The following is a 22,809-nucleotide window of genomic DNA, read 5'->3' on the forward strand; positions in this document are numbered from 1 at the left end:
CTCCATTAAATTTACTGTTCAAATTCCTGTTTTAAAATTCTGAAGATCTCCTCGATGGTTTCTTCCTCGAGTTCAGTTCTTCTGGTAAGGTCTTCTTTAGTCAATGCCAATACACTCTTGGCAGTATCTAGACCTGTTTTTTTCAACTCCTCTATAATCCAACCTTCAATTTCGTCAGAAAATTCAGTTAGATCGACATCTTCTTCTTCTTCATAATCAGAAAGTTCGCGGAAGACGTCAATTTCATAGCCTACCAATCGGCTGGCAAGACGAATATTATATCCTCCTTTACCAATTGCCAAAGATACTTGATCAGGCTTTAAAAATACAGAAAGTCGCTTTTCTTCTTCATTTGCTTGGATGGAGCTCACTTTGGCCGGGCTAAGGGCACGGGATACATAAAGCTCCAAGTTATCGGTGTAATTGATTACATCAATATTTTCATTTTGTAGTTCACGCACTACTGCATGGATCCTGCTACCTTTCATACCTACGCAAGCTCCTACTGGATCAATGCGGTCATCATAAGATTCCACGGCTACTTTTGCTCTTTCACCTGGCTCTCTTACTATCTTTTTGATGGTGATCAAACCATCGTATACTTCTGGAACCTCATTTTCAAATAATCTCTCCAAGAAAATTGGGGAGGTTCTTGAAAGTATGATTCTAGGGTTGCCATTTACCATCTCCACTTTGTGGACAATGGATCTAACAGCGTCTCCTTTACGGAAGCGATCTTTAGGGATTTGTTCTCCTTTTGGAAGGATCAGTTCGTTGCCCTCGCTGTCCATCAAAAGCATTTCCCTGCCTAGAATCTGATATACTTCTGCGGTGATGATTTCACCAACTAGTTCCTCATATTGTTGGAAGAGTAAGTCTTTCTCCAAGTCTTTGATCTTTTGGATCAAAGTCTGTCTGGCCATCATGACCGCTCTTCTGCCAAAGTCTTCTAACTCAATTCTTTCGTAAGTCTCTTCTCCGATTTCAAAATCAGGTTCAATTTTACGCGCTTCGGTAAAACTGATTTTGTCGTGATCCCAAATGTCTTCAGAGTTGTCATCAACAATTTCACGAATTCTCCAGATCTCCAAGTCACCTTTGTCTGCATTGATGATCACATCAAAATTCTCATCTGTTTCGTACTTTTTACGAATCATTGCTCTAAATACATCCTCTAAGATGCGGATCATGGTAGGACGATCCACATTTTTTGATCTTGCAAATTCTGCAAACGATTCTATAAGAACTTTAGCATCCATTTTTTTTATTTAAAAGAGACTAATACAATTGATTTCTTGATTTGCTCCAAAGCGATATTCTCTTCGACTTCAGTAGCTTTTTTGCCTTTTTCCTTTTGTTTCACCAATAGTGTGATTGATGAAGCATCTATTGCCAAAAGCTTGCCTTCCAATTTGCTGCCCCCTTCCAAGGTTACTTGCAATTTTCTGCCAATATTTTTTTGGTATTGCCTTTTTCCTGAAAGTGGGTAGTCAAGACCTGGAGAGGATACCTCCAGTACATAAGCGCTTTCCAAAAGTTCTTTGGCCTCTAATTCTTCTCCTACAGCTCTGCTGAGTACGGCACATGTGTCTATGTTTAAGCCCTGATCAGCATCAATTAAAATACTCACCTTGTTTTTAGGGCCGCTTTCACTTATGGACACATCCACCACAAAGTGAGATTCATCGGGTAAATGTTTGGTTACAATTTCCTCGATGGTCTGCTTTATACTCATACTTCAAACACCTATAATGAAAGAGGGGACTGTGTGTCCCCTCTATTAACGACTAAATACGATACAAATGTAATAAATTTTTTTTCAGAAAAAAAGGAAGATTTTCTAAGGAAAATTTTATTTGGCTGTTTATTATGGGCTTTAGCCAATCTAGCCTTAGGCTGAAACCGGTAGCGTTGAATAAAAGTTGTGCTTTTTAGAAGGTTTCCATGAGTGCTTTATTGGTTTGTTTTTTAGGTGGCCTGAAGAAAAAAAAGAGTTTTTTGTTGTCAATATTGTTTTATTCCCGCTTGAAAGAGGGGAAATTGGATTTTAAAAGATAGTTTTGTGCCCATGGCAACTGTAGAGATTTCTAACGGTTTAATTAAATTTGTTTTATGATTTCAAAAGAACTTAAGATATATAATACACTTTCCCGAAAAAAAGAACTTTTTGAACCTATAAAACCGCCATTTGTTGGGATGTATGTGTGTGGTCCTACGGTGTATGGGGATGCTCACCTTGGCCATTCTAGACCGGCAGTGACTTTCGATACCGTATACCGGTACTTGAATCATTTAGGTTATAAGGTTCGCTATGTTCGAAACATTACTGACGTAGGGCATTTGCAAGGTGATGCGGATGATGGAGAAGATAAAATTGCCAAAAAAGCAAAATTGGAGCAGTTGGAACCTATGGAAGTGGCACAGCATTACACAGATACTTACCACAGGGATATGGATCTGTTGAATACCAACAAACCGAATATTGAACCGAGGGCAACAGGACATATTCCTGAGCAGATTAAATTGGTTCAGGATATTTTGGATGCTGGTTTGGCTTATGAAGTCAATGGTAGCGTTTATTTTGATGTAATAAAATACAATTCTGAAAAGCCGTATGGTAAACTTTCTGGAAGAGTGGTGGAAGAGTTGATGAGCGGAAGCAGGGAGTTGGATGGGCAAGATGAAAAACGAAACCCCATAGATTTTGCACTTTGGAAAAATGCATCTCCAGAGCATTTGATGAAATGGGAGTCTCCTTGGGGAATGGGCTTTCCTGGTTGGCACCTGGAGTGTACGGCCATGAGCTCAAAATATCTAGGCAATCAATTTGATATTCATGGTGGTGGAATGGACTTGATGTTCCCACATCATGAATGTGAGATTGCCCAGGGAAATGCAGGTCATGGATCAGATCCGGCAAGGTATTGGATGCATAATAATATGATCACCATCAATGGTCAGAAAATGGGTAAGTCGTTAGGGAATTTCATTACCCTTCAGGAACTTTTCTCGGGTAAGCATGAGCTGTTGGAACAGGCATATAGTCCGATGACAATTAGATATTTTATCCTGACTGCACATTATAGGTCGACATTGGATTTCTCAAATGATGCTCTACAAGCTGCCCAAAAAGGTTATAAGAAAATCATCAATGGCTTGAGGATAGCTGGTAATTTGGCGTATCAAGCTGATGAGGGTATACCTTTGAATGAAAAGCAGATTGACCAAGTAAAGAAAAGCATTGAAAGTGCCTATAGGGCAATGAATGATGATTTTAATACTGCCCAAGCAATTGGTCATTTATTTAACCTATTGAAAAAAATAAATAGCCTTTATACTGGGCAATTAAAAGCAGCCAGTTTAGGGGAGGAGGTTTTCAATGAGCTGATCAAAACTTTCACAGTTTTTGTGGTTGACATTTTAGGTTTGGTGGAAGAAAAAACAGATAAACAACAAGCGCTTTTAGAGATACTCTTGAAAGTTTATCAGGAAGCCAAATTGGCCAAAAATTACGATAAGGTGGATGAGATCAGATCCTCTTTAAAGTCAATTGGTGTAGTAGTCAAGGATATGAAAGATAAAGTAGATTGGGCATATGAAGAATAATTGGATTTGGGGCTTATTATTGATATTGATCCTTCAGTCCTGTGGAGATGGAAAAGTAGAGAAAGTCAATGAATCTCCAGCAGAGAGTGTAGCGGCTAAGGCTGTACCAAAATTTAATGCAGATTCAGCCTTTCAATATATTAAAAAGCAAGTGGATTTTGGGCCTAGGGTGCCCAATACAGAGGAGCATAAAAAGGCTGGGGCATGGTTGCAACAGAAGATGGCATCTTTTGGCTTGGAAGTGAGTGCCCAGGAATTCATAGCAGAGGCTTATGACGGCAAAAAATTAGAACTGAATAATATAATTGCTTCCTACAGACCTGAAGCCAAAAAAAGGATTTTATTGGCAGCCCACTGGGATACTCGACGGGTGGCGGATAAGGATACCGAGCGAATTAATGAACCTATTGATGGTGCCAATGATGGAGGCAGTGGAGTAGGGGTCTTATTAGAGATTGCACGAGTAATTTCTACCGATAGCCTTAAGCCTGAAGTAGGAATAGATTTTATCTTTTTTGACGGGGAGGATGATGGTAAACCAGAGTCCAGCAAGGGTGGCACGGATGATGCAAAATGGTGGTGCCTTGGATCTCAGTATTGGGCAAAAAATCCTCATGAGAGAGGCTATTCTGCGTATTATGGAATATTGTTGGATATGGTGGGAGCCAAAGGAGCTCGTTTTTATAAAGAAGGTGTTTCTTTACAATATGCAAAAGGAATCTTGGATAAGGTCTGGTCAAATGCCCATCAAATAGGTCACAGTGATTTTTTCCAGATGCGGGGCTCCCATGCGATCACCGATGATCATATTCCAGTAAATGAGGTGGCCAGGATTCCGATGATTGATATCATTGATTATTCACCTGATTTTGGTTTTGGTAGGTATCATCATAAGCATTCTGACAATATGGATGTGATTGACAAGCGGACTTTAAAGGCAGTGGGCGAAACGGTATTATTTACGCTTTATCAAGAGTAGATAGTTTCACTGGGAACAAAAGCATAGGTCTTGTCTAACAAAAAATGTATATTCATTTTTTGACTAAGAAATTAAATCATGAAAAAGGGACAAGTTACCATAAGGGATATAGCTATTAAGCTTAAAATCAGTGTTTCTACGGTTTCTCGGGCACTTCGCAATTCACCTGAAATAAAACTGGAGACTAGGCAGAAGGTCATGGCTATGGCCGAGGAACTAAACTATACGCCTAATGTGGTAGCCCAAAGCCTTAGGGTAAATCGGACAAAAACCCTGGGGATTGTTGTGCCACAATTAGCTTCCCATTTTTTTGCCTCCAATATCAGTGGTATTCAGGATACTGCTTATAGAAGGGGCTATAATGTGATGATATGCCAGTCCAATGAAAACTTCGAGCAGGAAAAGTCTGATATTAGGACTTTGATTTCTACTAGAGTGGACGGCTTATTGATATCACTTTCCAGAGAAACTGAAAGCTATGAGCATCTTCAAAATCTAATCGAGAGGGAGATTCCCTTTGTACTTTTTGATAGGATTACAGAAGGGTTTCCTGTGTCAACGGTTACCGTGGATGATACACTAGGAGCTTATAAAGTTACTAAACATTTATTGGAGCAGGGCTGTAAGCGCATTGCCTTTATTTCTGGCCCTGAAGGGATGTACATTTGTAAAAAGCGGATAGCAGGATATGAGCAGGCCTTAAATGAGAGTGGTGTCAATATAGATGGGAATTTGATTGTTTACAGTGACCTGACAGAGGAGTCCAATAAAAGGCTAACCAATCAATTATTGGGTTTGGAGGAAAAACCAGATGCAATTTTTGCCATCAATGATCCAGTAGCGATAGATGTAATGAAGTTTTTAAAATCCAAAGGGATGAAAATTCCTGAAGATATCGCATTGGTGGGCTTTACCAATATGCCAGTTTCTGACGCCCTAGAACCTTCGCTAAGTACAGTTGATCAGCCTGCCTATGAAATGGGAAGATTAGCGGCAAATAACTTATTGGACCAACTTTTGGATCCAGAATCATTTGAACCACAAAATCTAGTTTTGGATACAGAATTGGTCATTAGGAATTCATCCAAAAAGTAAAAATGTTCTGAGAACGTTTTCGGGAACGTTTTCTTGCAAAATATCCTTTCCAAAGCCTGAATAACATTTTTTTATCCATTAATTTGGGGTGAAAATTCCAATTAATGTCAAACCAAACCCAGGATAACGTTCTATCCAACTCCTTATGAATTCAGTTAAAATAGAAAAGACCCTATTCGGTCAAACTTCCAATGGCGAGGAGGTCTCGTTATTTACCCTCAGTAATGATAATGGTATGAAAGCGAGTATCACCGATTACGGTGTAACGCTTACGCATCTAATTGTTCCAGACCGTGATGGTAAGGGAACAGATGTGGTTTTGGGCTTTGATAGTATTGAAGAATACGAAGGAGAGGCCTATATGAAGGCGTATTCATACATGGGGGCAACTGTTGGAAGAGTTTGTAATAGGATCGATGGGGGGAAGTTTGCGTTGGAAGGAAAGACCTATCAATTGGATAATGCGAAAGGAGGGCATCACCTTCATGGTGGAAAGATAGGATTCGATAAGAAAATTTGGGATGCCGAAGAAGTTTCTTCTGGTGTAAAATTTTCATATCTAAGTCCCGATGGGGAGGAAAACTATCCGGGCAATTTAAAGGTGGAAGTGATTTTTACCTTGAGTGATGATAATCAACTCTTAATCAGCTATGCTGCTGAGACAGATAAAACTACTGTGATTAACCTTACTAACCACAGTTATTTCAATTTGTCAGGGGACTTTTCAAAGACCGTCTTGGAGCATGATCTAAAAGTAAATGCACCCTTTTATGTATCGGTTAAGGAAGGTAGCATCCCAACTGGGGAGATTTTATCAGTAAAGGATACGCCATTTGATTTTACCGAATCAAAAAAGGTAAAGGAGGGAGTATTCTCAGATCATCCGCAAACGCTTATTGGAAATGGTCTAGATCAGACAGTGGTTTTTGATAAATCGCAACCAAATTTGGTGCTGTCTGAAGCAGGTACTGGAATTCAATTGGAGCTGGAAAGCTCAGAGCCGGGGATTCAGTTGTATTCAGCTAATTACTTTGATGGCACAGTAAAAGGAAAAGGGGCGGTTTATCCAAAACATGGTGGAATTGCTTTGGAAACCCAGCATTTTCCTGATTCTCCAAATCAGGCACATTTCCCAAGTGTGAAATTACAGCCTGGAGAGAAATTTTCCAGTTATACCTCCCTAAAGTTTTCAGTATTAAAATAATCAATTAAGGATATTAATTTATGAACCCTAAAATCATTACGTCAAAGTTCACTGAACTTTTTGACAAGGAAGCTATTGTTGTAAAATCTCCAGGAAGGATCAACCTCATTGGAGAGCACACCGATTATAATGAGGGATTCGTTTTACCAGCGGCTATTGACAAGGAGATTGTCATTGCAGTGGCAAAGAATGATTCCAGAGAATGCCATTTGTTTTCTTACGATTTTCAAGAATCACTGAGTTTTGATTTGGACGATTTTGAGAGAATGGAAAGTGGATGGGGCAATTATGTAATGGGCGTTGCCGCCCAATTGCAGCAGGCAGGATATGAGTTGGAAGGCTTTGATTTAGTCTTTGGTGGTGATGTACCAGTTGGTGCTGGCTTGTCCTCTTCTGCGGCAGTGGAGAATGGTGTCTGTCTGGCCCTTTCAGAACTTTTTGGATTGAATTTGGAGAGGCTGGATATGTTGAAATATGCCCAAAAGGCTGAACATGAATTTGCAGGTGTTCAGTGTGGGATCATGGATCAGTTTGCCTCTATGATGGGCAAGGACAATCATGCTATCAGGTTGGATTGTAGGTCTTTGGAGTACAGTTATTTTCCAATCGATTTAGGTAATTATCAAATTATCCTTTGCGATACTCAGGTAAAGCATTCTCTTGCCGATACGGCATATAATGACCGAAGAAGAGAATGTCAAGAAGGTGTGGAAGCTGTTCAAAAGTACTATTCGGAAGTGAAAAGTCTGAGAGATATTACTTTGGAAATGCTTGGGGAAGCTAAGTCAGAGATGACCGAGGTGGTCTACACCAGAAGCAAGTTTGTAATTGAGGAAAATGAGCGTTTGCTTAAGGGCTGTGAACTTTTGGAAAAAGGAGATATCAAGGGCTTTGGTCAGCAAATGTATGGATCCCATGATGGGCTTTCCAATATGTATGAGGTGAGCTGTAAAGAGTTAGATTTTCTGGCTGACTTCTCTAAGTCCAGTGATAGTGTTGCAGGCGCACGAATGATGGGAGGCGGTTTTGGAGGATGTACCATTAATCTGGTGGAAAAATCTGAGAAGGAAGCTTTTGAAAAAGCTATTTCAGCTGCGTATAAAGATGCCTTTGGTAGGGATTTGAAAATCTACGAAGTGGATGTCACAGATGGAACCAGAGTAGTTGAAGGAGAAATGAGTATTCAGTAACTAGTCTTGAATATCAAGCATTATGTTACTATTGTCTTGTATCTAATATCTAAAGTGAAACTATCAAACCTATTAATACCTAAAGTAAATTATGTCTGATTTTAATTTTGAAGACCACAGCCATAGAAGATATAACCCTTTTACTGGAGATTGGTTGCAAGTGTCTCCTCACCGTGGAAAGCGGCCTTGGCAGGGGCAGGAAGAGAAAACAGCAGAAGATCAGAAGTTAAGCTATGATGAGAGCTGTTACCTTTGTCCTACCAATACCCGGGTGAATGGCGAACAAAACCCCGACTATAAAGGTAGCTTTGTTTTTCAAAATGACTTTGGAGCTTTAACCGCTGATATCCCTGAAGGGGAAATGTCCGAAGGGGAGTTCTTTAAAGCGAAGAGCGAAAAAGGCATTTGTAAAGTGATCTGTTTTTCTCCTCGTCATGATTTGACTATTCCTGAATTGGATGTGGATGCCATTACAAAGGTGGTGGAGCTGTGGAAAAAGGAATATGAGGAGCTAGGCAAGAAGGATTTCATTAATTACGTTCAGATTTTTGAAAACAAAGGATCTGTGATGGGTTGTTCTAACCCACATCCCCATGGCCAGATTTGGGCCCAGGAATCAGTTCCCGTTGAACCATCCAAAAAGCAGCAGAAGTTTTCTGAGTATTTTGGGAAATATGGAAGCAGCATGGTGGTGGATTATATTCAGGAGGAGCTAAAAAAAGATGAACGTATTCTTTTTGAAAATGAATATTTTGTTGGTTTGGTGCCATTCTGGGCGGTATGGCCTTTTGAGGCTATGATTGCTCCAAAGTCGCATATTGCTTCATTGGCAGAGATGAACGATGATCAAAGAGAAGCTTTGGCAGACGCTTACAGGCAATTGACCATTATGTACGATAATGTATTTAAGGTTTCGTTCCCTTATTCTGCAGGTATTCATCAAGCACCAACAGATGGTAAGGAACATCCGGAATGGGATCTTCATATGGTATTCTATCCGCCACTATTGAGATCAGCAACGGTAAAGAAATTTATGGTAGGCTATGAAATGTTGGCCAATCCTCAAAGGGATATTACGGCTGAATCAGCAGTGAAAATCTTGAAAAGCCAGCCTAAGGAGCATTATAAATTAAGCTAATATTAAATCCATTGAACTAATCAAAAAATCCCCTGACATTTCAGGGGATTTTTTGCTATTTAAAATAATCTGTAATTTTTAACTTGATCCAGAAAGTGTACTGCACTGCTGGGTGAAAGTATGAGGATAAAGGCAATGCCAAATAAAGCCCCATAGAGGTGAGCGTCATGGTTGATGCTGTCATTATCCTGTTTACTTTTGATATAAGAATAAGCTAAAAACAGCCCTCCTAAAATAAAACCTGGCAAGCAAAGGATGCCGAAAATACAAATGTCCGCCATAGGTACGAGTACTATACTGGCAAATACAGCTGCTGCAGTCCCGCCAGAAGCTCCCAAAGCCTGATAATGTGGGTTGTTTTTGTGCTTCAAATAGGTCGGGACATCCGCTATGGCAATGGCTGCCAAGTAGAATAGCACAAAGATCATGACACCTGTCATAAGGCCGAATCTATATGTCAGGTATTGCTCCACCAGACCACCAAAATAAAAGAAGGTGATCATATTGAATAAGAGATGAATCCCATCTTTATGGATAAATCCTGAAAGTAAGAACCTATCATATTGTCCCATTTGATTGATTAGGTATGGATTAAACATGCTCCTGTTAAGGAAAGCAGGTTTTTTCCAAGCATAATAAGAAACCAATACGGTAATAATGATGATGAATAGGGTGGCTGACAATTCCATTATAATATGATTATTGACTAAAAATAGGGCCGGGATTTATTGTTCCCGATCTATAAGGTTTTGGGTGAGGACTTTTAAGGCGGTCAACATCTCCTTATTTGAAATATTAAGGTCATTTAATTGGGCAAAGCCCAAGTCAAAGTAAGCAGTCATTTTATTTTCAGCGATATCCTTTATGCCCAGTTTGTCATATAAGGCCCTTACCTCTTTTACTTTTTCTTCTTTGTCAAAATTTGTTTTTGAGAGCCAATCTTCCAATTGTTTTTTGTCTTCTCCGTTGGCTAATTCTTTGGCTTTAATTAATAGGAAGGTTTTTTTGTTGGCAATGATATCTCCGCCTACTTGCTTGCCAAATTTATCCTGGTCTGCATATACATCCAGCAAATCATCTTTAAGTTGAAAGCCAATGCCGATATTTACTCCAAAATCATAGAGGTATTGGCTATCTTTTTTGGATGCTCCGGCCAGTATGGCACCAAACTGCAAGGCAAAACCTAGGAGTACCGCTGTTTTTTGACGGATCATTTCAAGGTACTCTGCTTCAGTTACTTCATCCAAAGACTCAAAATTCATGTCTCTTTGCTGGCCTTCACAAACTTCTCTGGCAGTTTTGTTGAATAAGCTCAGGCAGTCTCCCAGTTTATCAGCAGGTACTTCCGCTAATATTTCATAGGCTTTTACCAACATGACATCTCCGGAAAGAATGGCTGTATTGGTGTCCCATTTTTCATGGACAGTAGTCTGCCCCCTCCTTAGGGGAGCTTCATCCATGATATCGTCATGCATTAGTGTGAAGTTATGAAAGACTTCCACTGCCATGGCGGGAGTTAAGGCGTTTTCATAATCTTTTTTATAGAGGGAATAGGCAAGTAACGTCAATAAAGGTCTGATACGTTTTCCCCCGAGGCTCATAATATAAGTTATGGGCTCATATAGCTCTTTGGGGGAGTCTCCGTACGAAAAATCTTGTAAGTGTTTTTCCAGTTTTACCAGTAACTCTTTAGTCAAATTGGTTTTAATCGTTGTCATCTGCAAATTCCAAATCTATAGTTCTTCTATCAATATCCGTGTTTACGACACGGACCTTCACCTGGTCTCCCAAAGTGATCATTTTTTTGTTTTTCGACCCGATGAGACGCATGTTCTTTTCGTCAAATTCATAATAATCATCCCGCAAATCCTGCAGACGAATCATGCCTTCGCATTTGGTTTCAGTAATTTCTACAAAGATACCCCATTCTGTGACTCCTGAAATAATTCCCTCATAAGCTTTGTCCTCGGCCAAAGACATAAATTCAACTTGCTTATATTTTATAGAGGCCCTTTCTGCATCAGATGCTCTTTTTTCTCTTTCAGAAGAATGGATACATTTGTTTTCCCATTCCTCTTGGTCAGGTGATTTGCCTCCATCCAAATAATGCTGCAATAAGCGGTGCACCATCATATCCGGATACCTCCGGATAGGGGAGGTGAAATGGGTATAATGCATAAATGCCAACCCAAAGTGACCTTTAGGTTCAGTGGTATATTTTGCCTTCGCCATACTTCTGATGGCCAACTGCTCTAATAGGTTTTGTTCAGGTTTGCCTTCGATTTCCTTCATCAGCTTGTTCAATGTCGAAGAAACATTGCTTTCATCTCCAATGGTAAGTTGATGACCAAATTTTTTGGCAAAATTTGCAAAAGTCTCTAGGCGTTCCAGGTCAGGATGATCGTGGGTACGGTAAACGAAAGTGTCTTTCCCTTTGTTCTTTTTGAAAATAAATTCTGCTACTGCTTTATTGGCTAGGAGCATGTATTCTTCGATCATTTTGTGGATGTCCCTGCGTTCCTTGATGATCAATCCAAGAGGGGTTCCTTTTTCGTCAAGCTTGAATTTAACCTCTACAGTTTCAAAGTTGATCGCCCCATGGGTAAACCTCCTTTTTCTGACCTTTTTGGCAATGTCGTTCAATAGCGTAAGTTCTTCAAAGAAATCCCCTGATTGTTTGTCAATATTCTCCTGAGCTTCTTCATAGGCAAATCTTCTGTTAGAATGGATAATGGTTCTGCCGATCCAATGATCAAGGATATCGCCATTTTTGTTGATTTCAAAAACACAAGAGAAGGTCAGTTTGTCTTCATTTGGTCTAAGGGAACAAAGCCCATTACTTAATCTTTCTGGAAGCATTGGGATCGTTCTGTCCACCAAATAAACAGAAGTAGCTCTATCATAAGCTTCTTTTTCCAATAAGGTCTTGGGTTTGACATAGTGGGTTACATCAGCAATGTGTACACCCAACTCAATATTGCCATTTTCCAATGGTCTATAGGAAATGGCATCATCAAAATCTTTTGCATCAACAGGGTCAATGGTAAAGGTGGTTACATCCCTAAAGTCTTTCCTTTGTTTGACCTCTGATTTGGAGATTTTTTCAGGGATAGCTTCTGCTGCTGCTTCCACTTCTTCTGGATATTCAAAAGGAAGTCCAAATTCTGCCATAATAGAGTGGATTTCCACTTCATGGTCTCCAGCCTTTCCTAATACTTGGGTGACAATTCCCGTTGGATTTTTATCTTCCTCCCTCCATTCAGTCATTTTTACCACTACCTTTTGGTTGTGCTCAGCACCATTGAGGTCACTTTTTTTGATGAAGATATCATGGTGCATTTTTTTAAAATCAGGCACCACAAATGCAAATCTTGGAGAGATTTCCACTTTTCCAACAAACTCTTCTCTGGCCCTTTTTACGATTTCGAGTACTTTACCCTCACGTTTTTGGCCATGGCGTTTATTTGGGTAAACCATGATCCTTACTTTATCATCATCTAAAGCGTTTTTCATATCTCCGGCTTTGACCAAAATATCCTCTTCATGTTCTCCTTTGTTATCAGGAATGATAAAGGCAAAACGGGGGTTGACATAATCGACAGTTCCTTCTATAAAGTCGGGCTCTTTTGTGGAGGAATAATGATTTCTTGGATTCTTCGAAACAGAACCTCCTTCAACTAATTTATTCAATACAGGTTCTACACCTCCTTTGGTGACAGCATCCCTGATGGCTAATTTTTTAATGATCTGTTTTGAGGAATATTCTTCTCCAAAATGGTTGTCCAAAAAGTTAAGGATGCGCTCTGCCAACTGGGCAGAATTCATGAACTTGCCTCCCTGCTTTTTTCCTCGTGAATGTTTTTTTGATCGTTTGCTCATAAAAATTTAATGTTTTCTCTTGCAGCCTGAATGCTGCTAATAATTTTTTTAAAATGTGTGGGTTTTGGGTGATTGGTCTTCATGGTTTTGTCAGGCTAGCCGCAGTTTTTCTAATAATACAATTTAAAAACTGAAAGGGTTTACAAAGTAACTCAAAACTTATCAATTGATGTCCTGATTTTGATCCAAGTTGATGATTTTTATATCCATTTGACTTGGTAAACCTTGGTAGGCCAAATAGATTCTAGCGGTTACCTCTACGTCCTTTAAGCAATATTTCCTGATACTCGGTAGATCTTCATGGTGATAATAATACATATTTACTTCTGCTCCATTGATATCATCCTTGGAGCTGGGGATGTCAAATAGTGTAGCCAAAAGTTCCAATCGCGTATAATGTTTGTAATCTCCGAATTTCCAAAGCTCTAAAGTGTCCAAATGATGTATCTCCCATGGCTTTTTTCCTGCCATTTGAAGAACATCCGGAAGTGGGATTCGGTTCACTAACATCCTTCGACATAAATATGGAAAGTCAAACTCCTTGCCATTGTGGGCGCATAAGGTCCACTGCTTTTTCTCCAAGATTTCCCTAAAGCTCAACAGGGTGTCATGCTCTAGTTCCTCAGCTATGGATTTAGTTCTGAATTGAAGCTGTTCATTGTCTGGGTCATATTGGAAGTAACCAATTCCTATACAAGCTACTTTACCAAATTCAGCATAAATTCCTGCTTTTTCCAAATAAAGTTCTTCTGGAGTTAAATCATTTTTTGTTTCCAAAAAAGAGGATTTTTTTAGCCATTCTTCTTTTAGCCTATCCGGAAGTTGGTGTAAGGAAGCCGAACCGGACACGGTTTCTATGTCCAAAAAAAGGATATCCCTAAGATCACTTAAAAAATCTGCCATAGGCCACTAAGGATGCAAAACGCCCTCGAGGTCCAAGTCTGGAATGTATTGGATATTACTTTTGTCCATGCTGCCCTCTACGAAGACGAATTTTTTGTCAAATATCTGATCTAAGATATAATAACTTACCCAGAATTCATTGTTGAGTGAGAATAAATTTGGATCTATAGGTTCAACCTTCGCAATGCTCTGGGGACCTAATTCCTCAATCATATGCCTAAGTGTGGACGTCTTTTTTTCTTCCCCATTCATAGTACCGTATCCTTTGGAGGTAATCATCAGGTTTTTTAATTCAATCATGTTTAGATTGATGATATACACCCCCCATTCGGTTTGGCCGTTTACTTCTTCTTTGGCTATAGCGAGTTTCACGCCAGTTACTGGGTGAAATTTGATATCTTTTTTCATTGCTGTATTTTAATTATCCGACTTTAATGGGGCAGAGTTATCAATCTTCCCATTCTATTTCAAAAAGCTTTGCGATATGATTTTTAACTTTTTCTTTGACTTCGGCTTCGTCCACCGCTTTTCCTAGCTCTAAATGCATGGAGGTTACGGCTTTGTCAGAAATGCCACAAGGGACAATATTATTAAAGTAAGACAAGTCTGCATTGACATTAAAAGCGAAGCCATGCATGGTTACCCAGCGGCTGGATTTTACTCCTAAAGCACATATTTTTCTTGGGTTTTGCTGCTTTTCGTGGTCCAACCATACACCGGTTAAACCTTCTATTCTTCCTGCAGTGATGCCATAATCAGCAAGGGTCAGTATAATGGCCTCCTCTAAATACCGGAGATATTTATGAATGTCTGTAAAGAAATTGTCCAAGTCCAATAAAGGGTAGCCTACCAATTGTCCCGGGCCATGGTAAGTAATGTCGCCACCTCGGTTTATTTTATAGAAAGTAGCCTTTTTTTCAGCTAGTGCATTTTCATCTAAAAGCAAATGGGAAAGCTCACCACTTTTGCCCAAGGTATATACATGGGGATGCTCTACAAATAACAGGTAGTTAGGGGTGATCTGCTGTTGTTCTGGGCTATTTTTACGGTTTTGGATTTTAAGGGCTACGGTGCCAGCAAAAAGTTCCTCCTGATAATCCCAGGTTTCCTTATAATCTTTTTGGCCCAGGTCTATAAATTTTACTTTTTTATTGATAAGTTGATTCACTATAAAGCTTTTATGTGTTGGTCCTAGGTAACATCAGTTTTGATGTTTGGGTTCTTTTTTGATGGTTACTCATTTCTTTCCCATCATTATTTTACCAAGAAGTAAAATTTTTGTCAAAATTAATAAATTATTTGGTCATGGCACAGCATAATGATACAGGCCGAGCGGCTGAGAGTATGGCGGCGGATTTTTTGGTATCCAAAGGCTATACGGTCAAAGAGCGTAACTATAGGCACAAATACGCTGAAATAGATTTAATCATGGAATATAGGGGCTTACTCGTTTTTGTGGAGGTAAAGTTCCGTAGTGGAACAGGCTATGGGTATGCCGAAGAATTTGTTGATTATCGTAAGCGGCAATTGATTTTAAGGGCGGCCGATCATTATATTTATGAGATTGATTGGAAAAAAGACATCCGTTTTGATATTGTGGGTGTGTACCGCGACAAGCAAGGTGTTATTCGTTATAAGCAGTTTGAAGACGCTTTTTATTGAATTGTAGTTTTTCTTGGCGCTATAGATTTCTGGGATTTTTATAGATCAAGGAGCCATTTTGGTCCCACTCTGATTTAATAAAAGGTTTGAAATCTTTGGTGAAAGGTTCTTCTTGGTATTGGATTTCCCTTTTGCGGATGGTTTTACCCCCTTGGGTATTCCAATATTCTGTCCAAAGCCCCACCTTTTCCCCATAGTGATATTCTCCCTTTACGGCCAGTTGGCCATTTTCATAGAAATGAAAAAAGTTGCCTTCTTTTAGCTCATATTCGATTGGGATGACTTTTTCCAGTTTTTGTTCTTGTTGGTTATAGTAGCTTACCCTGGAGTCTTTTGGCCAGCCTTCATAATAATGGGATTTGTCGGTAAGGATATTTTTGCTGTTGAAGCTCATCCAGCGACCATGCTTGGTGCCAAAATAATACATGCCTTTTTCTATTACTTGATCATCTATGCGTTTTTCATAAGGGCCATGTAATAAATATCCCTTATTGGGATCAAATCCTGAGGTCCGGATGACTTTATCATCAGTGTCAAACCAATATACATCTCTAATATATGGGTCTACTTCCTTGTTTCGGAATGTATAATTAAACAGTTGGTATTGTGTTTTGCCTTTGATTTCGGTTCTCAAAAATGATTTCCGTGTTTTTTCACCGAAGTATACATTCTTTTTTCTTTTCTTTTTCAGCTTCTTTTTTTCTTCTTTTCTTTTGGTGTCATCAAAAAGCAAAATAGGAGCATTAGTGGGTAACAGTTCATCGACAATTACCCCTGAAGTATCTTTGGGGCTAATGGCAGTAAGAGAATCAAAGCTTTGTGCCTTGGTTATCCCTGCCAAAGTTAAAAACCCTATGCCCAATATTATCTTTTTCATAGCTTATTCAGGACAAACTAATGAAGATTTTCTGTCAAAACGAATTTATATTAAGAATATATGCTCTAAATAATCGAAAGGTTTAGAATTAACAAGCATAATCCTTAATTTTGCCCAGTTATTATTGAAAACAAGTGTGAAAGTGGTCTTGGTGAAGCTAAGGGCATTTTGTTTTGAAGTTTTCGATTTAAATCTAAGACCTAGAATAAACAATTATAAAGCAATGAGCAGTATCTTATCAGACCGTATTAATAATATGGAAGAGTCAGCTACGCTGGCAATGGCCAAAAAAGCCCGTGAGCTTAAAGGTCAAGGAATTGACATTATCAGTTTGAGCTTGGGAGAGCCTGATTTTAAAACCCCAAAACATGTTCAGGAGGCCGCTAAGGCAGCTATTGATGAGGGGAAATATTTTTCTTACCCACCAGTAGCAGGGTATCAGGACCTAAGGGAGGCAATCGCCAAGAAGCTGCAAGTTGAGAATAAAATCACTGAAGCTAAGCCTGAAAACATTGTACTTTCTACTGGGGCAAAGCATTCAATTGCCAATATATTTATGTGCTTGTTGAATGAAGGTGATGAGGTAGTGATTTTCTCTCCATACTGGGTAAGTTATGCTGAAATCATCAAGTTGGCTGGTGGTGTACCTGTATTGATCGAAGGTACGCTAGAAAATAACTTCAAAGCTACTGCAGTACAGTTGGAGGAAGCTATTACAGATAAAACGAAAGCAGTTATCTATTCTTCCCCTTGTAACCCTACCGGTTCTGTATTCAGCAAAGAGGAATTGGAAGCTATTGCAGAGGTGGTGAAGAAGCATGATGATGTATATGTGATTGCTGATGAAATTTACGAATTGATCAACTTTACCGGTCAGCATGCAAGTATGGCTGCTCTTGATGGTATGTATGATAGAACCATCACTGTAAACGGATTCTCTAAAGGTTATGCGATGACTGGATGGAGAGTTGGGTATATCTGTGCTCCTCTTTTCATTGCTAAGGCATGTGAGAAAATCCAAGGCCAGTTTACTTCAGGAGGTACTGGTATCGCTCAGCGAGCTGCTTTGGCGGCAATTACCGGTGATCAGACGCCATCTAAGGAAATGGAAAAGGCTTATCATGATCGAAGAGCCCTTGTTTTGGATTTGTTGAGAGACATTCCAGGAATCAAAACCCACGTGCCTGAAGGAGCATTCTATTTCTTCCCTGATGTCACTGCTTTTTTCGGTAAATCAGTTGAGGATAATAAGATTGAAAATGCAGATGACTTCTGCTTGTATATCTTGAATGAAGCTCACGTATCATTGGTTACTGGTGCGGCTTTTGGAGCGCCTAACTGTGTGAGACTTTCTTATGCTGCTTCTGAAGCTGAATTGAAAGAAGCCTTGAAGCGTATCAAAGAAGCTGTAGCTAAATTAAGCTAATTCAAAATAAATAGTTAAAGAGCTTGCAAAGGGGTGGTTTGCCCCCAGCAAGCTCTTTTTCTTTAATCTTTCCAATTATGGCTCAAGTACTTGTTATCACTCCCGTAAAAAATTCCATTGAAACCACCTTGGAAACCGCTAAGGCTATTCAGGAGTCAACTGTTTCCGTGGAACACAAGATTTTTAATGATTTCAGTACTGCCCAGACAAAAGCTGAATTGGATAGGCAGTTGCCTGTCATAGGTTATAAGGTGCTTCATCTGGAAGAGGTAACGGATACTCCTTCACCCAACTATAAGCTGGTACTTCAGATGGCCCAAAAGGAGGCAATAGAAAAAGGCCTTCCTCTATTGGTAGTGGAATCTGATGTTACTGTTGAGAAAGATACGATTGCTAAAATGCTGGATTTCTATCTGCAAAATCAGGATGTAGGCCTTGTTGGAGCAATTACCGTGGGCTATGATAAAAAAGTCAACTTTCCTTATTTAAAATTCAAGGATGTCAAGGACGAGGTGATAGATACCAAAAGGAGTTTGAGCTTTTGCTGTACTTTATTCAGTAAGGAGTTTTTAGCGGCTTATGACTTTATGGCCTTAGATGACGCCAAGGACTGGTACGATACTTTTATTTCAAAGAAGGCCATTGAGCTAGGCTTTAAAAACTATGTTTTGATGACTGCTCCTGTATTACATAAGCCTCATGGAAGTCGACCTTGGAAGCAGCTCAAATATAAAAATCCTTTAAAATATTATTTCTTAAAATTCTGGAAGGGATTGGACAAGATTTGATAAATACTAATATTTAATCCAGGGTGATCTTATATTAGATTAAGCCACTTGAGAATGGTGTTGTAAGTTTTTGAAAAGGAACGTTGGTACCTAAGTGGGCCATTTAATTCCCTTTTGAAGAAATCCATGTGTCTTGAGTTTAGAAAATCAATTCTTTCTTTCTTCTTTTCTCTAGTGGAAGTTTTCTTTCTTTTACTGGCAGGATGGAGTCTGTAGTAGAAGCCTACAAAAGGTAATTTATAAACCTCTCCATCATTCTTCAGCATTTTTATCCAGAATTCCCAGTCTTCTCTCCCCATGGTTTTCATTTCCACGGAGTATTTTCCTGCTTTTTCCCAATCTTTTTTTCTGAAAAGACCAGCATTAAATATCATATTGTCCTTAGCTAGGAGCTGTCTACTGAATGGCTTAAGCTTCCATTCTTTTTGTCCTGTTTCATCGAATTTTACCCCATCACAATAGACGACTTTTATTTCTGGTCTGTTGACTAGCACCTTGACAGCTTCAGAGATATAATCTGGAGAGATAAGGTCATCTCCATCAAGGGGTAATATGATTTCCCCCTTAGCAGTTTCAATACCGATGTTCCTGGCGCTAGAAACTCCACCGTTTTCTTGATCGATCAAAATTATCTGAGGATGATCCTTTTGGATTTCTTTGGCAAGTTGCAGGGAATTATCCGTGGATCCATCATTGACTACAATGATTTCTATATTTGGAAAGGTAGAGGCAAGGACTGAACTGACTGTTTCTCTTAGGTGGATTCCTTGGTTATAACAAGGTATGATTACGCTTACTTTTTGATTTTTTTCCTCCATACGGATTACCAGTGGATGCGGTTTTCTTGATGGCAAATATAAAAGGTCAAAATTAAAGATAGGCTGAGAAAGTATTTTAATCTGAAATTTTTCACCATTTACCAAAATGATTTTGAACCACTTGGTGATAATAGGTGCATGTTATTTTAAAATTATTTATTCGCGGTTTGATTTGGATATAGTTGGTTGAATTGCCTTTTTATTGGCAAAAAGTGTTGGTAATTGTTGTTAATTATTAATATTCCGTTAATAAATCAAATAATTCCGTGATAAGAAGCTTGCTTTATCTGGAAAAATAATTGTACATTTGTCGTGGGTGATTAAGCAACTTTTTCTACTTATGACTTTTAGTGTGTGTAATTGAGTTGGAGGTAATTTTATTGATGATTTTTTATCAGCCTCCATAATTTAAAAACAAATACCATCTTGAGTGTTCAGGATGGTATTTCATTTTAGAGTAAGGTAGTTTTAAGTCTTTATCTTGATTCTTTACTATAATCTGATATTCAGCTCTAATACTGGGTGGTATTTCTAAGTTTCCGGCATTTCCAATTAACCCTTTTTGTCTATTCTTTGATTACCTATTTGTATAACTGGATTATTAACAATTACTTAATTTAAAATATATAAAAATCATTTTTGAATTTATTAATTTGCCTTTTGATTTTATAATAGAGGATTCAAATGCTACAATTTATAGCCAGCGGCGTCTTTATCTTTATGATTTATATGCTTGGGATCATGTCATTTTTTGATTATTCCCAAAGGGTAAAAGCGATTATGGTTAAAGTGTTTTTGTGGTCTGGAACTTTAGCATTAGGATTTACTTTTTTGTACATGCACTTTTTTATACAGTAACTTAATTGTTTATTCACGGGCAATAAGCTTTCGTTTTAGAAACTTTGTAGAGATTTATGCCCCGATTGTTTTTGATTAGAAAAAGAGTACTCAACTTGACCATTTTTGTTTTGGCTTTTCAATTTATTGGAAGTCAAGCTCATGGGCAATCAATTATTGAAGATGACTCAAATGCCTACTTTTCAAAATTTCCAGAATTGATTACTGGTAGGGTGTATGCATCAAGAAAATTTTCAGGGGTTAAAATACATGATAAATTAGATCAGGTTCCTTATTTGAATTATTGGCCTAATACCAGCTTGAATTTAGGTGTTGGGGTAGGGTATGATGCTTTGAATTTGAACTTGGCTTATGGATTTGGCTTTTTAAATCCTGATCGCGGAAAAGGAGAGACCAATTATTTGGATGCCCAATTTCATACTAACCCTAATGGATGGGTGGTAGATGGATATCTTCAATTTTATAAAGGTTTTCACCTGATTCCTGAAGGAACTTTTGCTGCAAATGACCGGTCTTTTTATTACAGACCGGATATGGTATTTCGAGAAATAGGCGCTTCAGTACAGTATATATTGAACAAGGATAAGTTTTCTTATAAGGCAGCTTTTTATCAAACTGAGTGGCAGAAAAAATCTGCTGGTTCCCTGCTTATGGGGTTTGAGATGTATGGTGGTTCTGTCAGAGGGGATAGTTCGTTGATACCTCAGTCGGAGCTGGTTAGTGTCCAAAGAGATTTTTCAAAGACAAGCTTTTTTGAATTAGGACCGAATATAGGGTATGCCTATACTTTGGTGATCGCCAAGCATTTTTTCATTATGGGGTATGCCTCGGTCAGTCCTAGTTTTGGATTTACTCAAATGCGGGGTGAGATGTCCTCAATCGGCTGGAGTTTAAATCCCAATTATCTTTTAAAGGGAAGTGTAGGTTATAATACAAAAAGGTGGGCTATCAATGCTAATTTTATGTACGAAAATGTTAGGTTGGCCAAGGTGAAGGACTTTAATACTGAGTTTTTTGTGGGAAATGTGAGGGCCAATTTTATTTATAGATTTGTAGCTGGACCAAAAACCAAGTCCTTACTCAAATCTATTAAGCCCGTTTGGTGATTTGCTAGCAAATATTCCATTTTTTGGGTTCTCGATAAATGATTTGAATTTTCTCAACCACTGAAAACTGTCATTTGCCTTCCATGTTTTATTTGAGGTTAGTAAATATATTATTGATTTACTTTGTTTAGTAAGCATAGAGGTGGGCTAAGGGATAGTTGACCTAGATTAGAAGGAATTTCTATAAACTAATGAAAAAGCAGACAAAAATCGTTTTGATTTTGGCTATAGGCCTCGTGATAGCCATCATATTTTTATACCCTAGGATGAATTGGAATAATAGTGTCCATGTTCCTTCTAGTACAGAAACTAAGGCAAGCGCAGCCACTTCAGGGAGTCTTTTACCTGTAGATGTTTTAGAGATAAAAACAGAGCGCTTGGAGAATAATTTAAAAGTTACAGGGAATGTCCTTCCAAATGAGTCTGTAGAGTTGAGGCCTGAGATCAGTGGTTTGGTGGAGTCTATCAATTTTAAAGAGGGTCAGTTTGTAAAGAAAGGAACCCCGCTTGTTTATTTAAATGATGATGAGTTGAGTGCCCAGTTGGATAAATTGGAGTTTACGAAGAAGCTTTATGAGGGGCAAGAAAAGCGTCAGAAGCAATTATTGGAGCGGGAAGCTATCAGTCAGGAGGAGTATGATGTAATCTTGAATCAATATAATACCACCCTTGCTGATATTCGTTTAGTTAAAGCCCAATTAGATAAAATGGTGATCAGGGCTCCTTTTAATGGGGTTTTAGGTTTGAGGAGAATTTCAGAAGGCTCCGTAATTGGCAGTGCCGATGTCATTGCAAATATTGTAAATATAGATCCGATAAAAATAGAGTTTTCCATTCCGGAAAGGTATGCCAATCAGGTAACAATTGGGTCTTCTATTCAGTTTTCCAATAATGAGTCCCAGGGAATGGAAAGTGGGAAGGTTTATGCTTATGAGCCAATTATCGATGCGAATACCAGGACCTTAAAATTAAGGGCGATCAGCCCGAATAAGGATAGGAAATTCTTGCCTGGGATGTTTGTGGGAATTCAGTTCAATTTGGATGTTGAAGAGGAGGCTATCTTGGTGCCTTCAGAAGCATTAATTCCAGAATTGGACGGCTATAAACTTTATCTTGCCAATAAAGAGGGGCTAGTGATGGAAAGAAAGGTTTCCATAGGAATGAGGACTGAAAGAAATGTACAGATTACCGATGGACTTAAGCCTGGTGAATTTGTGTTGACTACTGGTGTTTTACAGGTAAAAGATGGAATGAAGGTGAAGATGAATAAAATAAACTGA

At 38.7% G+C, this 22,809-nt stretch carries 21 protein-coding genes; 11 read left to right on the top strand and 10 right to left on the bottom strand.

Features of this window, described 5'->3' with window-relative positions; translation table 11 throughout:
- Nucleotides 1-11: 11 nt before the first annotated feature.
- Entirely contained in the window at nucleotides 12-1,259 is a 1,248-nt protein-coding gene (gene nusA / locus H7U17_RS00645; protein WP_186753737.1) for a transcription termination factor NusA, read from the bottom strand.
- A gap of 5 nt (nucleotides 1,260-1,264) precedes the next feature.
- On the bottom strand, nucleotides 1,265-1,735 hold the full coding sequence (locus H7U17_RS00650; RefSeq protein ID WP_186753739.1) for a ribosome maturation factor RimP: 471 nt from the start codon (nucleotides 1,733-1,735) through the stop codon (nucleotides 1,265-1,267).
- 377 nt (nucleotides 1,736-2,112) lie between these two features.
- Between H7U17_RS00650 and cysS the strand changes: the two genes are divergently transcribed.
- From cysS to H7U17_RS00680, 6 genes are all read left to right on the top strand, one after another.
- Complete coding sequence (gene cysS, locus H7U17_RS00655; protein ID WP_186753741.1) at nucleotides 2,113-3,606, top strand: cysteine--tRNA ligase; 1,494 nt, start codon at nucleotides 2,113-2,115, stop codon at nucleotides 3,604-3,606.
- Nucleotides 3,596-4,585, top strand: a complete 990-nt coding sequence (locus tag H7U17_RS00660; protein ID WP_186753743.1) for a M28 family peptidase — start codon at nucleotides 3,596-3,598, stop codon at nucleotides 4,583-4,585. The genes cysS and H7U17_RS00660 overlap by 11 nt, the downstream gene beginning before the upstream one ends.
- A gap of 78 nt (nucleotides 4,586-4,663) precedes the next feature.
- On the top strand, nucleotides 4,664-5,680 hold the full coding sequence (locus tag H7U17_RS00665) for a LacI family DNA-binding transcriptional regulator (protein WP_186753745.1): 1,017 nt from the start codon (nucleotides 4,664-4,666) through the stop codon (nucleotides 5,678-5,680).
- Between the two features lie 145 nt (nucleotides 5,681-5,825).
- A complete protein-coding gene (locus H7U17_RS00670) occupies nucleotides 5,826-6,884 on the top strand; it encodes an aldose epimerase family protein (protein ID WP_186753747.1) in 1,059 nt (352 codons plus the stop codon).
- 20 nt (nucleotides 6,885-6,904) lie between these two features.
- Nucleotides 6,905-8,074 carry a galactokinase gene (locus H7U17_RS00675; protein WP_186753749.1) on the top strand — a complete coding sequence of 390 codons (1,170 nt, stop codon included), beginning with the start codon at nucleotides 6,905-6,907 and terminating at the stop codon, nucleotides 8,072-8,074.
- 91 nt (nucleotides 8,075-8,165) lie between these two features.
- Nucleotides 8,166-9,212, top strand: a complete 1,047-nt coding sequence (locus tag H7U17_RS00680) for a UDP-glucose--hexose-1-phosphate uridylyltransferase (protein WP_186753751.1) — start codon at nucleotides 8,166-8,168, stop codon at nucleotides 9,210-9,212.
- Nucleotides 9,213-9,271: 59 nt separating this feature from the next.
- Here the strand turns inward: H7U17_RS00680 and H7U17_RS00685 are convergent, their stop codons facing one another.
- The 6 genes from H7U17_RS00685 to lipB form a co-directional block, all read right to left on the bottom strand.
- Entirely contained in the window at nucleotides 9,272-9,901 is a 630-nt protein-coding gene (locus tag H7U17_RS00685) for a rhomboid family intramembrane serine protease (protein WP_186753759.1), read from the bottom strand.
- Between the two features lie 36 nt (nucleotides 9,902-9,937).
- On the bottom strand, nucleotides 9,938-10,930 hold the full coding sequence (locus tag H7U17_RS00690) for a polyprenyl synthetase family protein (protein ID WP_186753761.1): 993 nt from the start codon (nucleotides 10,928-10,930) through the stop codon (nucleotides 9,938-9,940).
- Nucleotides 10,917-13,091 carry a ribonuclease R gene (gene rnr / locus H7U17_RS00695; RefSeq protein ID WP_186753763.1) on the bottom strand — a complete coding sequence of 725 codons (2,175 nt, stop codon included), beginning with the start codon at nucleotides 13,089-13,091 and terminating at the stop codon, nucleotides 10,917-10,919. The genes H7U17_RS00690 and rnr overlap by 14 nt, the downstream gene beginning before the upstream one ends.
- Before the next feature lie 162 nt (nucleotides 13,092-13,253).
- Nucleotides 13,254-13,994: a 3'-5' exonuclease gene (locus tag H7U17_RS00700; protein WP_186753765.1), complete on the bottom strand. Its 741-nt coding sequence runs from the start codon at nucleotides 13,992-13,994 to the stop codon at nucleotides 13,254-13,256.
- Between the two features lie 6 nt (nucleotides 13,995-14,000).
- Nucleotides 14,001-14,402 (bottom strand): hypothetical protein, encoded by a 402-nt coding sequence (locus H7U17_RS00705; protein WP_186753767.1) that lies wholly within the window; start codon nucleotides 14,400-14,402, stop codon nucleotides 14,001-14,003.
- Between the two features lie 40 nt (nucleotides 14,403-14,442).
- On the bottom strand, nucleotides 14,443-15,162 hold the full coding sequence (lipB, locus tag H7U17_RS00710; RefSeq protein ID WP_186753769.1) for a lipoyl(octanoyl) transferase LipB: 720 nt from the start codon (nucleotides 15,160-15,162) through the stop codon (nucleotides 14,443-14,445).
- A 137-nt stretch (nucleotides 15,163-15,299) separates the two neighbouring features.
- On the opposite strand from lipB, the gene H7U17_RS00715 reads away from it, so the two are divergent.
- Nucleotides 15,300-15,656: a YraN family protein gene (locus H7U17_RS00715; protein WP_186753771.1), complete on the top strand. Its 357-nt coding sequence runs from the start codon at nucleotides 15,300-15,302 to the stop codon at nucleotides 15,654-15,656.
- Between the two features lie 19 nt (nucleotides 15,657-15,675).
- Here H7U17_RS00715 and H7U17_RS00720 read toward each other — a convergent pair whose 3' ends face one another.
- Entirely contained in the window at nucleotides 15,676-16,533 is an 858-nt protein-coding gene (locus H7U17_RS00720) for a toxin-antitoxin system YwqK family antitoxin (protein WP_186753772.1), read from the bottom strand.
- A 223-nt stretch (nucleotides 16,534-16,756) separates the two neighbouring features.
- Between H7U17_RS00720 and H7U17_RS00725 the strand changes: the two genes are divergently transcribed.
- Both H7U17_RS00725 and H7U17_RS00730 read left to right on the top strand, forming a co-directional pair.
- Nucleotides 16,757-17,959 (top strand): pyridoxal phosphate-dependent aminotransferase, encoded by a 1,203-nt coding sequence (locus tag H7U17_RS00725; protein ID WP_186753778.1) that lies wholly within the window; start codon nucleotides 16,757-16,759, stop codon nucleotides 17,957-17,959.
- Between the two features lie 77 nt (nucleotides 17,960-18,036).
- Nucleotides 18,037-18,747, top strand: a complete 711-nt coding sequence (locus H7U17_RS00730) for a glycosyltransferase (RefSeq protein WP_186753780.1) — start codon at nucleotides 18,037-18,039, stop codon at nucleotides 18,745-18,747.
- A 29-nt stretch (nucleotides 18,748-18,776) separates the two neighbouring features.
- Here the strand turns inward: H7U17_RS00730 and H7U17_RS00735 are convergent, their stop codons facing one another.
- The gene (locus H7U17_RS00735; RefSeq protein WP_230981218.1) at nucleotides 18,777-19,601 is read right to left on the bottom strand and encodes a glycosyltransferase family 2 protein; all 825 of its coding nucleotides are present in this window, start codon (nucleotides 19,599-19,601) and stop codon (nucleotides 18,777-18,779) included.
- Nucleotides 19,602-20,494: 893 nt separating this feature from the next.
- On the opposite strand from H7U17_RS00735, the gene H7U17_RS00740 reads away from it, so the two are divergent.
- Both H7U17_RS00740 and H7U17_RS00745 read left to right on the top strand, forming a co-directional pair.
- The gene (locus H7U17_RS00740; RefSeq protein ID WP_230981219.1) at nucleotides 20,495-21,529 is read left to right on the top strand and encodes a DUF4421 domain-containing protein; all 1,035 of its coding nucleotides are present in this window, start codon (nucleotides 20,495-20,497) and stop codon (nucleotides 21,527-21,529) included.
- 191 nt (nucleotides 21,530-21,720) lie between these two features.
- Nucleotides 21,721-22,809, top strand: a complete 1,089-nt coding sequence (locus H7U17_RS00745; RefSeq protein ID WP_186753784.1) for an efflux RND transporter periplasmic adaptor subunit — start codon at nucleotides 21,721-21,723, stop codon at nucleotides 22,807-22,809.

This window comes from Echinicola salinicaeni (assembly GCF_014280965.1).
In the GTDB taxonomy this organism is placed as follows: Bacteria; Bacteroidota; Bacteroidia; order Cytophagales; family Cyclobacteriaceae; genus Echinicola; species Echinicola salinicaeni.

Coding starts and splice junctions, on each gene's coding strand:
- H7U17_RS00660 (WP_186753743.1), top strand. CDS start 3,596: ATGAAGAATAATTGGATTTGGGGCTTATTATTGATATTGATCCTTCAG.
- H7U17_RS00720 (WP_186753772.1), bottom strand. CDS start 16,533: ATGAAAAAGATAATATTGGGCATAGGGTTTTTAACTTTGGCAGGGATA.
- H7U17_RS00745 (WP_186753784.1), top strand. CDS start 21,721: ATGAAAAAGCAGACAAAAATCGTTTTGATTTTGGCTATAGGCCTCGTG.
- H7U17_RS00725 (WP_186753778.1), top strand. CDS start 16,757: ATGAGCAGTATCTTATCAGACCGTATTAATAATATGGAAGAGTCAGCT.
- cysS (WP_186753741.1), top strand. CDS start 2,113: ATGATTTCAAAAGAACTTAAGATATATAATACACTTTCCCGAAAAAAA.
- H7U17_RS00730 (WP_186753780.1), top strand. CDS start 18,037: ATGGCTCAAGTACTTGTTATCACTCCCGTAAAAAATTCCATTGAAACC.
- H7U17_RS00680 (WP_186753751.1), top strand. CDS start 8,166: ATGTCTGATTTTAATTTTGAAGACCACAGCCATAGAAGATATAACCCT.
- H7U17_RS00685 (WP_186753759.1), bottom strand. CDS start 9,901: ATGGAATTGTCAGCCACCCTATTCATCATCATTATTACCGTATTGGTT.
- H7U17_RS00675 (WP_186753749.1), top strand. CDS start 6,905: ATGAACCCTAAAATCATTACGTCAAAGTTCACTGAACTTTTTGACAAG.
- nusA (WP_186753737.1), bottom strand. CDS start 1,259: ATGGATGCTAAAGTTCTTATAGAATCGTTTGCAGAATTTGCAAGATCA.
- rnr (WP_186753763.1), bottom strand. CDS start 13,091: ATGAGCAAACGATCAAAAAAACATTCACGAGGAAAAAAGCAGGGAGGC.
- H7U17_RS00705 (WP_186753767.1), bottom strand. CDS start 14,402: ATGAAAAAAGATATCAAATTTCACCCAGTAACTGGCGTGAAACTCGCT.
- H7U17_RS00665 (WP_186753745.1), top strand. CDS start 4,664: ATGAAAAAGGGACAAGTTACCATAAGGGATATAGCTATTAAGCTTAAA.
- H7U17_RS00670 (WP_186753747.1), top strand. CDS start 5,826: ATGAATTCAGTTAAAATAGAAAAGACCCTATTCGGTCAAACTTCCAAT.
- H7U17_RS00700 (WP_186753765.1), bottom strand. CDS start 13,994: ATGGCAGATTTTTTAAGTGATCTTAGGGATATCCTTTTTTTGGACATA.
- H7U17_RS00690 (WP_186753761.1), bottom strand. CDS start 10,930: ATGACAACGATTAAAACCAATTTGACTAAAGAGTTACTGGTAAAACTG.
- H7U17_RS00715 (WP_186753771.1), top strand. CDS start 15,300: ATGGCACAGCATAATGATACAGGCCGAGCGGCTGAGAGTATGGCGGCG.
- H7U17_RS00650 (WP_186753739.1), bottom strand. CDS start 1,735: ATGAGTATAAAGCAGACCATCGAGGAAATTGTAACCAAACATTTACCC.